The sequence below is a fragment of the Flagellimonas oceani genome (assembly GCF_011068285.1).
Classification (GTDB): domain Bacteria; phylum Bacteroidota; class Bacteroidia; order Flavobacteriales; family Flavobacteriaceae; genus Flagellimonas; species Flagellimonas oceani.
Window position 1 is genome coordinate 1,438,730 of sequence record NZ_CP049616.1, and the last position, 14,119, is coordinate 1,452,848.

The following is a 14,119-nucleotide window of genomic DNA, read 5'->3' on the forward strand; positions in this document are numbered from 1 at the left end:
TTATTGCTCCATTAAAAGCTTCATGATTTCTTCTGCGGCAACCTTGCCCTTTTCCTTTAGGAAAGGCCTGGAGGTGTTATCTCCAAGTTCAAAAACAATGGCCGGCATTCCGTGGTTTACGTATAAATACTTACTGGATACCATGGTTGGGTCCAATTCATCGGAGGCACTCACATTGGTTTTCTTTTGAGGTAACCTTTCGCTAATGTTCTCGATCCAATCAAATATGATTTTTCCTTTTTTCCCTGTCACCGTCGTATCAATAGGGTAGTAGATGTCGTCCCAAGTACTGTGGAAGTCTGCTCCGAACACAAAATCGTAGTCTTTATCTTTTTCTACCAGAAAATCCCGAACGTTTCTGGTTTCTGGCTGGTTAAAGTTTTGCCAGTCCCTATTTAAATCGATGCCGCCCATGTTGTGTCTCCAATGCCCGTTGTCGACTCCATCGGGATTCATCAATGGCACCGCAAAAACCGCATGCTCCTTTCTAAACTCCTTGGCCAGTTCCGAATCGCCGGAAATGGTTTCGATAAAGGATTTCATCGCCAAAAACCCTGTTACTTCGGGTGGATGTTGTCTGGAAATGATCATCAGTCCTTTTTTCGCATCCTTGTTTTGGTTGATTTCCATCAAATACATCGTCCTTTTTTCCTTGGAAAGACCGATGGGATAATTCTCAATAAATGGTTTTTGGCTCAAGGAATCCACCCATTCCTGAACCACTGTAGATGTGTAAAGCTCTTGTGCGCTTATCCATGTTGGTTCTTTGGTCACGCTTATGGTCAATTCCGCGGATTCTGGCGCTGCTTTTATCCCAAATTCGCCCTCACCCGGATTGATGGCCTTAAAATTTGTACTGTCAATGGGTTTAAAATTTTTTCCATCGACACTTATTTTTGGGTAATACCTACTTCTTGAATCTTGATAATTCAACTGCACCGTAATGTTTCGAGGCTTATTGGACCAAACCTGAAAAGCATACCAAGGGCTCACATTGATGGGGGTATTTTCTGCGGTCACCCAAATGGTATAATGGTCGTCGCCATCATAGGCAACACCGTTCAAACGGGCACCATCAAATTTATTTGAAAAGAAAGTGGTACTGTCGTTAAAGGCCCAAACACCTCGCCATTGCTTTTGGATGGGTTTATCGACCGTGGGCACGACCGGACTTTTACCTTGTCCTTGGTAACCGGTTTTTTCTTCGGTTGTAACGGTTTGTGCATTTTTTTTACATGAGGAGATAAGTACTGTGGAAACTACTATTCCTACAGCTAACATACTTTTGATACGCATGGTTTTTATTCTTTTGGGTTGGTTTGTTTACGAAGGTACCTACTATGAGCGGAGTGGTAAATAAAAAAAATGTAATAATATGTTGGAATTTTTTGCATATTTGCATCATCATGAAGCTATAAGAATTATGTACACGATAAATGTCACCGTTGGCCAAGGGCCAATCAAGTAACCGAATCTCCTTCGGCTAACCCGACATTGACTTACTTTTTTCACACATAATTCTTAGATAATGACACATCAACATACAAACTCATTTAAAAAATTTATCCACTATTTCTGGATAGCTATCTCTGGAAAGGAAACGGAGTTTACCACGGGAAGTATCCGAAAGGCCATTTTTATGCTTTCCATTCCCATGATCTTGGAAATGCTCATGGAATCGATTTTTGCTCTGGTCGATATTGCCTATGTATCCAAAGTAAGCGTAAATGCCGTGGCCACGATCGGGCTCACGGAATCCGTAATCACATTGGTCTATGCTTTGGCCATTGGACTCAGTATGGCCGCCACCGCGGTTGTTGCCCGTAGGATTGGCGAAAAAGATGTGGATGGTGCGCGAATTGCGGCCGTGCAGGCCATAAGCTTAGGCGTAGTGATTTCCATAATAATAGGAATTGTTGGAATTATCTTCGCCAAGGACATTTTGGCCCTGATGGGAGCTGAGCCCGATTTGATTGCAGAGGGTTACGGATACACCCAATTCTTGATCGGCGGTAATATTACAGTGGTACTGTTGTTCTTGATCAATGCAATATTCCGTGGTGCGGGCAATGCATCCATTGCCATGTGGGCCTTGGTACTTTCCAACGGCCTCAACATCATTTTGGACCCGATGTTCATTTTCGGGTTTGGGCCAATTCCAGAAATGGGCGTAAAAGGTGCGGCGGTCGCTACCAATATTGGTAGGGGAAGTGCCGTATTGTTTCAGTTGGGAATTTTGTTCTTTGGATGGGGCAAGATCAAGTTGATGGCCAAGGACCTGGTTTTGAACTTTAAAGTAATGCTCAATTTGATCAAGGTCTCATTGGGCGGGATTGCCCAGTTTTTGATAGGAACCTCAAGTTGGATTTTTCTAATGCGGATCATGTCCGAGTTCGGAAGCGAAGTTTTGGCAGGATACACCATTGCCATTCGTGTGATGATGTTCACCTTGATGCCGTCTTGGGGAATGAGCAATGCGGCGGCTACATTGGTAGGTCAAAACCTTGGCGCCAAACAACCGGACAGGGCAGAGCAATCCGTTTGGAAAACTGGAAAGTACAATGCCTACTTTATGGGCACGGTTTCTTTGGTCTATCTCATTTTTGCCAATACCATCATATCTTGGTTCAATACAACACCCGAAGTCGTAAAAAGTGGTGCGCTTTGTCTTCAGGTGATCGCACTTGGGTATATTTTCTACGCCTACGGCATGGTCATGACCCAAGCATTCAATGGAGCAGGCGATACCGGAACCCCGACCAAGATCAACCTGATTGCTTTTTGGGCCTTCCAATTGCCGTTGGCCTATATATCGGCATTGGTTCTGGGCTGGGGGGCAACAGGTGTTTTTGTGGCCATCACCTCGGCGGAAATACTCATAGCGGTTTTGGCCATGATATGGTTTAAAAAAGGAAAGTGGAAGAAAGTCCAAGTATGACGGGTTTCGTATCTTTGAAATAATCCGTTTCAAAATCGTAAATTGAAATCCATGGACATAAACATTCAAAATAAAAAGATTGAATTGATTCAATGGCTTTCTACCTTGAACGATGAATCCATTATTGAGAAAATAATGAAGCTTCGGGAAAATGAGAAAGTAGATTGGTGGGAAGAAATTTCCAAAGAGGAAAAAAAATCAATTGAAAATGGTTTGAAGGATGCTGCTTCCGGAAATATGGATTCGCATTCCAATGTGAGAAAACTATATGACAAGTGGTTATAAAATTCTGTGGACCCACAATGCAATTGTTGAATTGAAAGGAATCATCGAATATTTGCAGGAAAATTGGACGGAAAAGGAATTGGGAAATTATGCTCAAGAACTTGACCATACCATTGAACTGATTTCCAAGAATCCTGAATTTTTTCAGTCATCAGAAAAGAAAGACAACATTCGAAGGGCTGTCATTGCCAAATACACTAATCTTTATTACAGGATCAATTCCAATTCGGTAGAGATACTTTCGCTATTTTCCAATAGACAGAGCCCGGACAAACTCAAAGTTTAATAAAAAGAACTACTCAAAATGAGCAACGATAAAAAAGGACTCAATACCATCTGTACCCACGTTGGGGAAGTGGAGGACAAGCAATTCAAAGGGGCCGTTTCCCCATTGTACATGAGCACATCCTACCAATTTGAGGATGTGGACATCAAAAGATATCCAAGGTATTACAACACGCCCAATCAAGAGGCATTGTGCAAAAAACTGGCGGCCTTGGAGCATACCGAGGCCGCTTTGATTTTTGGCAGTGGTATGGCCGCTATCAGTACGGCGTTGATGGCTTTCTTGCAGGCAGGCGACCATGTGGTGCTGCAGCAGACCACTTATGGTGGCACCTATCATTTTGCGGTAAGTCAATTCGAGCGATTTGGCATTGAATACTCATTTACCACAGGTTGGGAGGTGGAAGACTTTGAGAAAGAAATCAAACCCAACACCAAAGTACTGTATTTGGAGACCCCATCAAACCCTTTATTGACCATTACTGATGTGAAAGGGGTAGCGGATTTGGCAAAAAAGAAAGGAATTTTGTCCATGATCGACAATACTTTTGCCAGTCCCATCAACCAAAACCCGGTTGATTTTGGAATCGATGTTGTGGTGCACAGTGCCACAAAATATATGGGGGGACACTCCGATATTTGTGCAGGCGTTGTTGCTGCATCGCAGGAGCATATGGACAAGGTTTGGCAAACCGCAATTTGTTTTGGAGGCAGTTTGAGCGATTATACCGTATGGCTGTTGGAACGTAGTTTAAAAACCATGGCCATCCGTGTAAAGGCCCAAAATGAAAATGCCATGAAAATGGCCGAATACCTTTACCGGAACAATGATGTGGACAATGTGTATTACCCGGGCCTAAAACATCATCCTGGGCACGAATTGGCCAAATCACAAATGAAGGGTTATGGGGGAATGCTCTCTTTTGAACTGAACCCGGAAATAGATGCTTCGCAGTTTTTCAAGGAATTAAAGTTGATAAAACCTTCCATGAGTCTGGCGGGAATTGAAAGTACCATGCTTTCGCCCACACAAACCTCCCATGCATTGATGAGCTCGGAGGATAGGGCCAAACAGGGGATAAAGGATTCATTGATTCGTTTTTCGCTTGGAATAGAGGAAACGGAAGATTTAATAGCGGATATAGAACAGGCGATCGCCAAGGTAAAATCCATGACCGTTACGGCTTAAGAATTTATGAAATTAGACATTTTAGTATTCGGAGCGCATCCTGATGATGCCGAATTGGGTGCAGGCGCCACCATTGCAAAAGAAGTTTCCAAAGGAAAAAAGGTGGGCATAGTGGATTTGACCCGTGGTGAGCTAGGAACCCGAGGCTCTGCGGAAATCAGGGACAGGGAAGCGGCCAAGGCTGCCGAAATTTTGGGGGTGGCCGTTCGTGAAAACATGGAATTTGCCGACGGTTTTTTTGTGAACGACAAGGAACATCAGTTGGAACTCATCAAGGTAATTAGAAAATACAGACCTGAGATCGTGCTTTGCAATGCAGTCGAAGACCGTCATATAGATCATGCGAAAGGGAGCAAATTGGTGAGCGATGCATGCTTTTTGAGCGGTTTGATGAAAATCGATACCAAAATAGAAGATGATGATGCATGGCAAGAGGCCTGGAGACCAAAATTGGTCTATCATTTTATCCAATGGAAAAACTTGGAACCTGATTTTGTGGTGGATGTTTCGGGATTTATTGAGAAGAAAACCGAGGCCATTATGGCCTATGGTTCCCAGTTCTATGATCCCAATAGTGACGAACCCGAGACCCCTATCAGCAGTAAAAACTTTACCGATAGTGTAAATTATCGTGCTAGGGATTTGGGAAGGATCATAGGTGTGGAATATGCCGAAGGCTTTACCGTGGAACGCTTTGTGGGCGTGGATAGCCTTTACGACTTGATTTAGGAAGCTTTTTGGTACCTGTTTTGGGCCTTGGGAACCGTAAAATAAAAAGTTGTTCCCTTGCGTGGAACGCTCTCCACCCAAATTTCACCATTGTTTTTTTGCACCATCTCCTTGCATAGGGATAGCCCCAGACCCGTACCTTTTTCGTTATTGGTTCCATAGGTGGTAATGTTGGAGGAATCCTTGAAAATAGATCGCTGCATTTCGGCCGTCATGCCAACACCGGTGTCCCTAATGGAAATTTGCCACATATCGCCTTTCTCCTCGGCTTCAATGGTGATCAGTCCATTTTCGGGCGTAAATTTTATGGCATTGCTCAGAATATTTCGGATAACAATGTCAATTTGGTTGTTATCGGCCCAAATACGTGGATTTTCGGGCAGTTGATTTATAATTTTGATGGATTTGCTCTGCGCAATTTCCGACAGCAATTTTGTGTTGTTGTTCACCAAGTAAGAAAGGGATACCCGCTTGGGTTTGGTAACTACACCATTGAGCTGGTTAAGTCCCCACGAAAGCAAATTGTTCAATGTAAAGGAAATATTGTCCACGTCCGTTTTAAGTTTTGGGATAAAGGAAACCAGTTCCTTCGTGGAGATATCGCCTTCGGTGAACATTTTTAAGATGCCCTGCAACCCACCGATGGGCCCGCGTAGATCGTGGCCAATGATGGAAAAGAGCTTGGTGTTTGTTTTATTGATTTCGTGCAATTGTGCTTCGCGCTGGATCACGGCCTGGGATTTGTCCTTGAGCTCCTTGTTCAGTTTTTTCTGGATATTTTCACTCCTACGGATCACAAAAGTGATGATGCTCAAAATCAAAAGGATAATTACGGAGAAATAAATGTAGTTCCGCTGTTTGGCAAGGGCTTCCTCGTTGGCCTCGATCAATTCTTTTTTCTCTTGTTCGTATCCCAATTTGGTCTCCAATAAGGATAGGCTTTGCTTGTTCTTGTCCATGAACAGGGAATCGGACAAAGATTTAAAAGTCTCAAGATAGGCCAGTGCCTCGGGATTGTCGCCCTTTTTTTTGTGGACCTTGTACAAGGTTTCGGAACAATCGATTTGGCCTTGTAGGGATTTGATTTTTTTGGAGAGTGCAAGCCCTTTTTTTGCATAAACGAGCGAAAGACTGTCGTTTTCCAAGCCAAAATATACTTTGGCCATACCGTTCATCAATTGAATCTGGATACGGTCATCTTCAATTTGGTGTTTAAACAGCATATCGCTCTGGTCATACCAATATAGGGCCCATTTGTACTTTTCCTGATCCAAATAAATATCTCCCTTTACCTGATAGGCGTAGGCCAGCCAATCGTAAATTTTGTGCTTTTCGAATATATTGATGCTCCTATTGATATTGAACATTGCATTTTTGTAATCCTTTGCATCTTTATAAAGCGATGCCATGTTGCTCTGCGTTTCCGCATCCACTGTCTCGTTGCCCAGATTTCTATTGAATTTTTGTACCGTGTCGTAGAACATCAATGCATTCTTAAAATCCTTTTGGTCGGCATAAAGCCCAGCAATATTTTCATTGAGTACGGAAAGTGTTTTTTGATCATTGATTTCCCTGGCCAGATCAATCCCCCTAAGGTTTAGGTTCAATGCTTCGGCATAGTTGCCCTCAAAACTATAGTTTTGGGCCAAGGTGTTTAAAATGGCCAATTCGGAATCTACATCGTCCACCTCGGTGGCCAATTCCAACGCCTCCTTGAACATGGGCATGGCCTTTTCTCGATTTCCTTTGTTGTAATGATAGTTTCCCAATGCATTGAAACTCCGAACAACACCATGGTAATAATCAATTTTTTTACTGTACTGCAAAGCCCTGTTGGCTACTGAGTACAAGCTATCGCTATCCAAATACTGATAGGAAAAAGCCAGATCCACCAATAATTTGATGTGGGTGGTATCTTTGGGATTGAACTTGTTGGTTGATTTAAGCCGTTGCAGTTTGTGTGCCAAGCTATCCCTTTCGTTGGATGACTGGGCCGAAATTGAAGATGTGGAGAAGAGCAATAGGGCGCATACCACTATTGGGAATAGTGAGGTTTTGTAGTTGATTACGAGGTTTTTTTCTGACAACACCCAGCTAAATATATTTCTTGCAAAACTAATTTTGTAACACGGTTTTGGAAACTAATTGTTGTGAAACGTCCAAAAATGTGTGTTTTGTCTTAAAAACGTGCATTTTACCGATAAATTATACATTCCATATTAAATATTGATGCCCAGATAATCAATATGTTAAAATTGGAGTACCAGAAGTGCGTCAAGAATAAATCAATAGATTTTAAAAAATATTTTGGTCGAATCATTACAAAAAAGTATTTTTGCATCCGCTTTAAATGGTGGTTGTAGCTCAGTTGGTTAGAGCGCTGGATTGTGGTTCCAGAGGTCGCCGGTTCGAACCCGGTCTTCCACCCTTGAGTTTGTAAAAATCCCAAGCCGATCGGCTTGGGATTTTTTTGTTTTAAAAACAAAAAAGCCCTCTTTCGAGGGCCTTGTTCTTAGTGAGATTCTAGTTTTTTAATCCGTGGCCTTATCCACGACCAATCTTTCCGCTCTGTTGGCAATTTCCCAGGCCGTATAAAAAATTAAGCGGGTACGGTTTTCCAAAAGATCATAATTTATTTTATCAGGAGTGTCGCTTGGTCTGTGATAGTCTGCGTGTGTACCGTTAAAATAGAATATGATAGGAATATTGTTCTTTGCAAAATTGTAGTGATCGCTCCGATAGTAAAAACGGTTAGGGTCGTTCTCGTCATTATAGGTATAATCGAACTCAATATTGGTGTACTTTTTGTTTACCTCTTCGGAAAGATTGTGCAACTCCGTACTCAGTTTATCAGAACCGATAAGATATAAATAGTTTCGGGCACCGCTGTAATTCGGGTCAATGCGTCCAATCATATCAATATTAAGGTCGGCCACGGTGTTTTCCAAGGGAAAAACAGGGTCGACATCGGTATAATATCTCGAGCCCAAGAGTCCCTTTTCTTCTCCCGTAACGTGCAAAAATACCAAAGAGCGTTTGGGACCGTTCCCCTCGTCTGCGGCCTTTTTAAAGGCTTGGGCAATTTCCAAAAGTGCCACCGTTCCAGAACCATCATCATCGGCCCCATTGTTAATTTGCCCGTCCGCGGTAACACCAATATGGTCAAGGTGCGAAGAAATTACCACATACTCATCAGGTTTATCGGTGCCCTTTATAAAGGCGACGACATTTTCGGAATCAATTTTATCGTTGCCGCTGGTAATTTTAAGTTCTATGGTCACTTGCAGATTTTTTGGAACATCGTCTTCCCCAAGATCATTTTTAATGGCAGTGGCTGCTTTTTCATCCAAAATCACAAGAAGTTCATCTCCATTATCTCCAGCAAGTTGCATCCGCCCACTATTGTTGGCTTGCATAAATTGAAAGTACCCTCTATATCTCGGAAAATTCTGGGCATCAAAATATAAAATGCCCTTGGCCCCTTTTTCCATGGCAAGGGCAGCTTTTTTGCCCATGGCCTCGGACATGTTGCTCCAAACGGATTTTTCGGAAGTGCCTGTCAGCAGATAGTTCCCGTTGGCTTTTTTTGGTTCCCCTGCTTTAATGAGCACCAATTTGCCAGAAACATCAATACTGTTGTAATCGGAATAATCGCCTTCCTCAATACCATAACCGGCGTAAACAATTTGATCGTAAATTCCTTGGGCTGTGGAAAAGGTGACGATATCCGTTCCCAGTTCAAACGTTGTACCATTAATGGAAAGGTCCCCAGTGGGTACATTGGAGACTTCCAAGGGAACTTTTTGAAAATAGTTGCCATTGGCCTGTGCCGGGGGAACATTTAAAGATTGATAGTGGGCCTTAATATATTCCACTGCCTTTTTTTGTCCGGGGGTACCGGTCTCCCTTCCTTCGAATTCGTCGGAAGCATAGGTGAACAAATGTTCTTTTAAGTCTTCTTCTGTAATCGTTTCCGCATAGGGAACGGGATCAACAGCTGGTTTTGGAGTATCGGAAACTGTTTTTTGGGAGGAATTGCATGCAAGGGCCAGCCCCAGCATCAAAAAGGATATTTTTTTCATTCGTAGTTAGTTTTCAAAATCTTCCAAAAGTAGTCAAAAGTTTACGAAAGAAATTTTATTGTCGAATTTACAATCTCGGAGCCTTTATTTAACTTGCCCATCTATTTTAAAATACCTCAAAATTGTGGTTATGGGCGAGAAGAAAAGCGTAGTTGTGGTCGGTGGTGGAATTGTGGGATTGTCCACGGCCTACTTTTTACAGAAAGAAGGGCACCGGGTCACCGTATTGGACAAGTCGGACATAACATCGGGAGCCTCATTTGTAAACGCAGGTTATCTTACCCCGAGCCATATTGTTTCCTTGGCCTCACCAGGTATGATCACACAGGGGTTAAAATATATGTTCAATTCCTCCAGTCCATTTTATATGAAACCCAGATTGGACCCCGATTTTATTCGATGGGCATGGTATTTTAAAAAATCATCGACGCAGTCCAAAGTGGACCGCTCCATGTCCATTATTGGTGATATCAACCTATTGAGTCGGGAACTATATGAAGCAATACAGGCTTCGGGCGACTTGGGAGATTTTCAGATAGGCCAACAAGGTTTAATGATGGTGTACCGGACCGAAAAAGCCCGCGACCATGAGATGGAAGTTGTTGAAAAAGCCGCCAAAATGGGTTTGGTGGGCAAGCACCTATCAAAAGAGGAATTGAGAAAAATAGAGCCCAATGTAGATATTAATGCAGAAGGGGCCATACTTTGGGAGTGTGATCGGCATACCACACCACCGTTGATCATGAAAAGAATGGTGCAGCATTTGGAAAAGACAGGGGTTGATATTCATAAAAATGAAGCGGTTGTAGATATATCCTTATCCAACGGAAAAATAACCGAGGTAAAAACAGCAAACGCATCTTACAAATCGGACGAAGTGGTTTTTGCCGCAGGATCTTGGACCTCGGAACTATCCAAAAAAATCAATTTAAATTTGCCATTGCAGGCAGGTAAAGGGTATCGTATGGATGTTGCGGAGCCCACCCATATAACCATGCCTACGATATTAATGGAGAAAAAGATTGCCATTACCCCCATGGAGGGATTCACGCGCTTTGCCGGCACCATGGAATTTTCCGGGATCAACCATACCATTCGCAAGGAAAGGGTAGAGGCGATAGCCAAGGGGGCCGAATCGTACTACAAAGGGCTTCGTATTCCCGAAGAAGCTAAGAAGAATGCCATGTGCGGTCTTCGTCCCGTATCTCCTGACGGGCTTCCCTACATAGGAAAGGTAAAAAACCATAAGAATTTAACCATCGCCACCGGACATGCCATGATGGGATGGAGCATGGGGCCGGCAACAGGGAAATTAGTGACCGAAATTATTACGGGAACCAAACCCTCCATGGATATTTCCCCATTTGATCCACAACGTAAATTTTAAGTGATTTCTTGTTGTTTGTGGCAGGATATGTGCGGTTGATATTTTTCAGTTGAGTTTTTTACGATTAATTTTACAGCATGAAAAAACACTACACCTCCTTTTTATTTTTTTCATTTTTATTTGTTGCTGGACTTTGGTCCCAAGAGATACAGATTTTTAAGGTAGCGGATTTCGACCTTAAGGGCCCTGTAAAATCATGCTTGGTGACCACGGATTACGGCAAGGAACTGTTCGAGTTCAACAAAGAGGGTGTTCTGAAAAAGACCATCACCCAGTATAACGATACCGATCAGGACATTACCTATTATAAATATAATAATGGCGAATTGGTGGAGAAACGAATGGAAAGCTACAAGGGAAATGTTTTGGACGAATCTACTTCCATGGCCAATTTTTATGAAATAGATACCGTTCCCAATAGAAAGATTATCGAAAAAATCATCTCTTACGACAAACAGTTCTTGGAACAACAACAATATCATTACGACGATGATGGGAAATTGGTCCGTATCATATCTTCCAACGGTGAAGGGGTGGACGAAACAACTTTTCAATATTCACAAGTAAAAAACGAAGAAACGGTAAGCACCTTTACCAATGGCGTTTTACAAAAAGCGGTAAGGACATCGACCAAAAAAGGACCGAATGGCACCCAAGAGGTTGTCCTCACCAAAGAGTACATTGACGGTGAGCCCAACACCGCCCTGGAAGAAGTTTTTAATGGCAACGGAAAATTGGTGACCAGCGAAGAGTTTTTATACGATGTCGCCGAGAAGGAGTTTGTGTCCCAGAAAAAACGCTTTTATCATTACAACGATGGCAAGTTGAGCAAAGTTGTAAAGAAAACCGTGAACACTGAATCCACGGACAAGTATATTTTTCAGTTCGACAACCACACGCCCAGCAACTGGGTAAAGCAAATAGTTACCCCTGCGAACACATATACGACAAGGGCGATAGAATATTACAAGGAAGAGGAAAAGACAGAGAAGAATCCCAATAAAAAATAGTTTACAGCAGATTTTCTATGAGTTCGGTTTTTACCTCGTGACCGCCATCAAACATTTTAATCTCGGCATGTCCTTGAAACAGGTCGTCTATCTTTATTTTTTCTTTTTCGAGTTTTTCGGGTGTTATGAATTCATCTTTGTTGCCATAAACCACGGTTATTTTTGTTGAACCATATTCCAAAAAAGAAAAGTCTTTTTTTGTCAACTCCTTGGGAATACCGCCAGCATAAAGAACAATTTGTCGGCACGATATTTTTTGATGGGCCAACCATCTTGTGGCCACCGAAACACCCTGCGAAAACCCAAATAAAATAAGGTCCACATTTTTAGGGAGGTTTTCAGCTTCAAGTACGGCATCAACATAGTTGATTACATTTTTGATTTCGGTTGCCGTATTTTCCTTGGTCAGCCAACTGGCCCCAACATATTTGTATTCGTTCTTTAAGTAATATTTGGACGGGGCCTGGGGAACGATAATGTAGTTTTCTTCGGGATCGAGACCATCAAAATACTTCACAAAATAGCGGCTCAAATACCCGATTCCATGGAAGACCAACCAAACCTTCTTGGTTTTTGCCGTTAATTCGTTCTGCGTCAAGTATGTATTTTCAGTGGAATAGGTAACGGTCTTTTCTATGTTGGACATGTTTAAAAATGCTGATTTAGATATTGGCAAAGCTTTCCGTAATTTTACAAAAAAGTAAAAGGATGAACGAGCATAAAGAGAAGATTCTGTCCGTTTGCAATGAAATTTGTAAGGGCACATTGATGGAGACATTGGACATAACCTATATTGATGTCGGCGAAAATTTTCTCTTGGCCAAAATGCCCGTTACGCCAAAAGTTCACCAGCCCGACGGCGTTCTGCATGGCGGGGCATCTGTTGCACTTGCCGAAAGTGTGGGGAGTGCGGCATCCTATATTTTCTTGGACAGACAGAATTTTTCTGTGCGTGGTATCGAAATTGCTGCCAACCATGTGCGTTCCATAAAAGAAGGTTTTGTGTATGCGAAAGCATCCATTTTGCACAAAGGCAGAACCACCCAATTATGGGAGATACGAATCACCGATGAGGAGGATCGTTTGATCTCCAACTGTAAACTGACGACCATTGCGCTACCCAGAAACTAAAAATCTACAGGAGATTTTGGATAGGGTGGAGGCCAGTTTCGAAGAAGCCCGGCCTTTTGCGTTGTACAGAAAACCTAACCAGAATGAAATTTTTGGGGTTTTCCAAGCAGATGCAAAGCTGCACTATTCCATGGATTTCACAGAAAAAGGATTTGTTTTTGCTCCGTTCGATGCCAAAAGCGATGTCGTTCTCATTCACCCCGATGAGCTTTACAAAGGGGAGTTCAATGCCACGGCTCCCAGATCGGAACAAACTATTTCTTTGGATGAATCGGGCAAAAACGAGCATATCGATTTGATAAAAAAGGGTATCAAAGAAATCGAAAAGGGAAGACTTCAAAAAGTGGTGCTCTCCAGAAAAATACAAGTGCCCAATGCAAAGTCGCCCATCAAAATATTCAAGACCCTTTTAAATACCTATCCAAATGCATTTGGGTATCTTTTTCATCATCCCAAAGTAGGGACATGGTGCGGCGCAACCCCTGAAACCTTGGTCAAAGTAACGAACAAGAAATTGGTGACCATGTCCTTGGCGGCAACTTTGCCTTATATCGAGAATGAAAAGCCAAACTGGGGCAACAAAGAAATCGAGGAGCAACAAATGGTATCCGAATATATTGGGGATAAATTGGCACACACCATGGAACGCTTGGAAATAGACGAAGCGGAATCCGTTCGGGCCGGAAACCTGTGGCACTTGCGCTCTGAGGTCCGTGGCGATATGCTTCCCGACCTAAAGATCGAGCAGGTTATCCGTGCGCTGCACCCGACTCCTGCCGTATGCGGTATCCCTACAACGGAGGCACATGAGTTTATTCAGGCCAATGAAAATTATAGCAGAACTTTTTACACAGGTTTTTTGGGCGAGTTGAATTTACAGGCTCAAGGAGAGTTGTCGCTCTTCGTAAATCTACGCTGTATGGAACTTGACGATGGTACCGCCTCAATTTTTGTGGGAGGGGGAATTACCGAGGCATCCGACCCGGAAAGCGAATGGATTGAGACTCAAAACAAAAGTAGGACCATGTTGGGAATCTTGTGAATTGATGTTTCGCAAAGGCACGGTTTACCATCCAGATAATG

13 protein-coding genes and 1 tRNA gene are annotated in these 14,119 nt (G+C 42.8%); 10 read left to right on the forward strand and 4 right to left on the reverse strand.

Annotated elements, in window-relative coordinates; all coding sequences use genetic code 11:
- Positions 1 to 1,281, reverse strand: coding sequence for a M14 family metallopeptidase (locus GVT53_RS06700; protein WP_240905168.1), 1,281 nt, complete (start codon positions 1,279 to 1,281; stop codon positions 1 to 3).
- 247 nt (positions 1,282 to 1,528) lie between these two features.
- Here GVT53_RS06700 and GVT53_RS06705 point away from each other — a divergent pair, with 247 nt between their 5' ends.
- From GVT53_RS06705 to bshB1, 5 genes are read left to right on the forward strand one after another with little or no spacing between them, the layout of a single operon-like run.
- Positions 1,529 to 2,938 (forward strand): MATE family efflux transporter, encoded by a 1,410-nt coding sequence (locus tag GVT53_RS06705; RefSeq protein WP_166247915.1) that lies wholly within the window; start codon positions 1,529 to 1,531, stop codon positions 2,936 to 2,938.
- 51 nt (positions 2,939 to 2,989) lie between these two features.
- Positions 2,990 to 3,223 carry a hypothetical protein gene (locus GVT53_RS06710; protein WP_166247916.1) on the forward strand — a complete coding sequence of 78 codons (234 nt, stop codon included), beginning with the start codon at positions 2,990 to 2,992 and terminating at the stop codon, positions 3,221 to 3,223.
- The gene (locus GVT53_RS06715) at positions 3,207 to 3,509 is read left to right on the forward strand and encodes a type II toxin-antitoxin system RelE/ParE family toxin (RefSeq protein WP_166247917.1); all 303 of its coding nucleotides are present in this window, start codon (positions 3,207 to 3,209) and stop codon (positions 3,507 to 3,509) included. Before GVT53_RS06710 ends, GVT53_RS06715 begins: the two co-directional genes overlap by 17 nt.
- An 18-nt stretch (positions 3,510 to 3,527) precedes the next feature.
- Entirely contained in the window at positions 3,528 to 4,697 is a 1,170-nt protein-coding gene (locus GVT53_RS06720; RefSeq protein WP_166247918.1) for a trans-sulfuration enzyme family protein, read from the forward strand.
- Between the two features lie 6 nt (positions 4,698 to 4,703).
- A complete protein-coding gene (bshB1, locus tag GVT53_RS06725) occupies positions 4,704 to 5,426 on the forward strand; it encodes a bacillithiol biosynthesis deacetylase BshB1 (RefSeq protein WP_166247919.1) in 723 nt (240 codons plus the stop codon).
- Here the strand turns inward: bshB1 and GVT53_RS06730 are convergent.
- Positions 5,423 to 7,516, reverse strand: a complete 2,094-nt coding sequence (locus tag GVT53_RS06730; protein ID WP_166247920.1) for a tetratricopeptide repeat-containing sensor histidine kinase — start codon at positions 7,514 to 7,516, stop codon at positions 5,423 to 5,425. The genes bshB1 and GVT53_RS06730 overlap by 4 nt on opposite strands.
- Before the next feature lie 262 nt (positions 7,517 to 7,778).
- Here GVT53_RS06730 and GVT53_RS06735 point away from each other — a divergent pair.
- Positions 7,779 to 7,854, forward strand: a tRNA-His gene (locus GVT53_RS06735).
- Positions 7,855 to 7,957: 103 nt separating this feature from the next.
- On the opposite strand, the gene GVT53_RS06740 is transcribed toward GVT53_RS06735, so the two are convergent.
- Positions 7,958 to 9,508, reverse strand: coding sequence for a M28 family peptidase (locus GVT53_RS06740; RefSeq protein WP_166247921.1), 1,551 nt, complete (start codon positions 9,506 to 9,508; stop codon positions 7,958 to 7,960).
- 130 nt (positions 9,509 to 9,638) lie between these two features.
- Between GVT53_RS06740 and GVT53_RS06745 the strand changes: the two genes are divergently transcribed.
- Positions 9,639 to 10,895: an NAD(P)/FAD-dependent oxidoreductase gene (locus GVT53_RS06745; protein WP_166247922.1), complete on the forward strand. Its 1,257-nt coding sequence runs from the start codon at positions 9,639 to 9,641 to the stop codon at positions 10,893 to 10,895.
- A gap of 77 nt (positions 10,896 to 10,972) precedes the next feature.
- A complete protein-coding gene (locus GVT53_RS06750) occupies positions 10,973 to 11,905 on the forward strand; it encodes a hypothetical protein (RefSeq protein ID WP_166247923.1) in 933 nt (310 codons plus the stop codon).
- Between the two features lies 1 nt (position 11,906).
- Here the strand turns inward: GVT53_RS06750 and GVT53_RS06755 are convergent, their stop codons facing one another.
- The gene (locus GVT53_RS06755) at positions 11,907 to 12,551 is read right to left on the reverse strand and encodes an alpha/beta hydrolase (protein ID WP_166247924.1); all 645 of its coding nucleotides are present in this window, start codon (positions 12,549 to 12,551) and stop codon (positions 11,907 to 11,909) included.
- Between the two features lie 62 nt (positions 12,552 to 12,613).
- Between GVT53_RS06755 and GVT53_RS06760 the strand changes: the two genes are divergently transcribed.
- The gene (locus tag GVT53_RS06760) at positions 12,614 to 13,036 is read left to right on the forward strand and encodes a PaaI family thioesterase (protein WP_166247925.1); all 423 of its coding nucleotides are present in this window, start codon (positions 12,614 to 12,616) and stop codon (positions 13,034 to 13,036) included.
- The gene (locus GVT53_RS06765) at positions 13,017 to 14,078 is read left to right on the forward strand and encodes a chorismate-binding protein (RefSeq protein ID WP_240905170.1); all 1,062 of its coding nucleotides are present in this window, start codon (positions 13,017 to 13,019) and stop codon (positions 14,076 to 14,078) included. The genes GVT53_RS06760 and GVT53_RS06765 overlap by 20 nt, the downstream gene beginning before the upstream one ends.
- Positions 14,079 to 14,119: the final 41 nt, after the last annotated feature.

Excerpts from the sequence above, each read along its gene's own strand:
- GVT53_RS06705 (WP_166247915.1), top strand. The coding sequence starts at position 1,529 with ATGACACATCAACATACAAACTCATTTAAAAAATTTATCCACTATTTC.
- GVT53_RS06755 (WP_166247924.1), bottom strand. The coding sequence starts at position 12,551 with ATGTCCAACATAGAAAAGACCGTTACCTATTCCACTGAAAATACATAC.
- GVT53_RS06740 (WP_166247921.1), bottom strand. The coding sequence starts at position 9,508 with ATGAAAAAAATATCCTTTTTGATGCTGGGGCTGGCCCTTGCATGCAAT.
- GVT53_RS06720 (WP_166247918.1), top strand. The coding sequence starts at position 3,528 with ATGAGCAACGATAAAAAAGGACTCAATACCATCTGTACCCACGTTGGG.
- GVT53_RS06715 (WP_166247917.1), top strand. The coding sequence starts at position 3,207 with ATGACAAGTGGTTATAAAATTCTGTGGACCCACAATGCAATTGTTGAA.
- bshB1 (WP_166247919.1), top strand. The coding sequence starts at position 4,704 with ATGAAATTAGACATTTTAGTATTCGGAGCGCATCCTGATGATGCCGAA.
- GVT53_RS06710 (WP_166247916.1), top strand. The coding sequence starts at position 2,990 with ATGGACATAAACATTCAAAATAAAAAGATTGAATTGATTCAATGGCTT.
- GVT53_RS06700 (WP_240905168.1), bottom strand. The coding sequence starts at position 1,281 with ATGTTAGCTGTAGGAATAGTAGTTTCCACAGTACTTATCTCCTCATGT.
- GVT53_RS06745 (WP_166247922.1), top strand. The coding sequence starts at position 9,639 with ATGGGCGAGAAGAAAAGCGTAGTTGTGGTCGGTGGTGGAATTGTGGGA.
- GVT53_RS06750 (WP_166247923.1), top strand. The coding sequence starts at position 10,973 with ATGAAAAAACACTACACCTCCTTTTTATTTTTTTCATTTTTATTTGTT.
- GVT53_RS06760 (WP_166247925.1), top strand. The coding sequence starts at position 12,614 with ATGAACGAGCATAAAGAGAAGATTCTGTCCGTTTGCAATGAAATTTGT.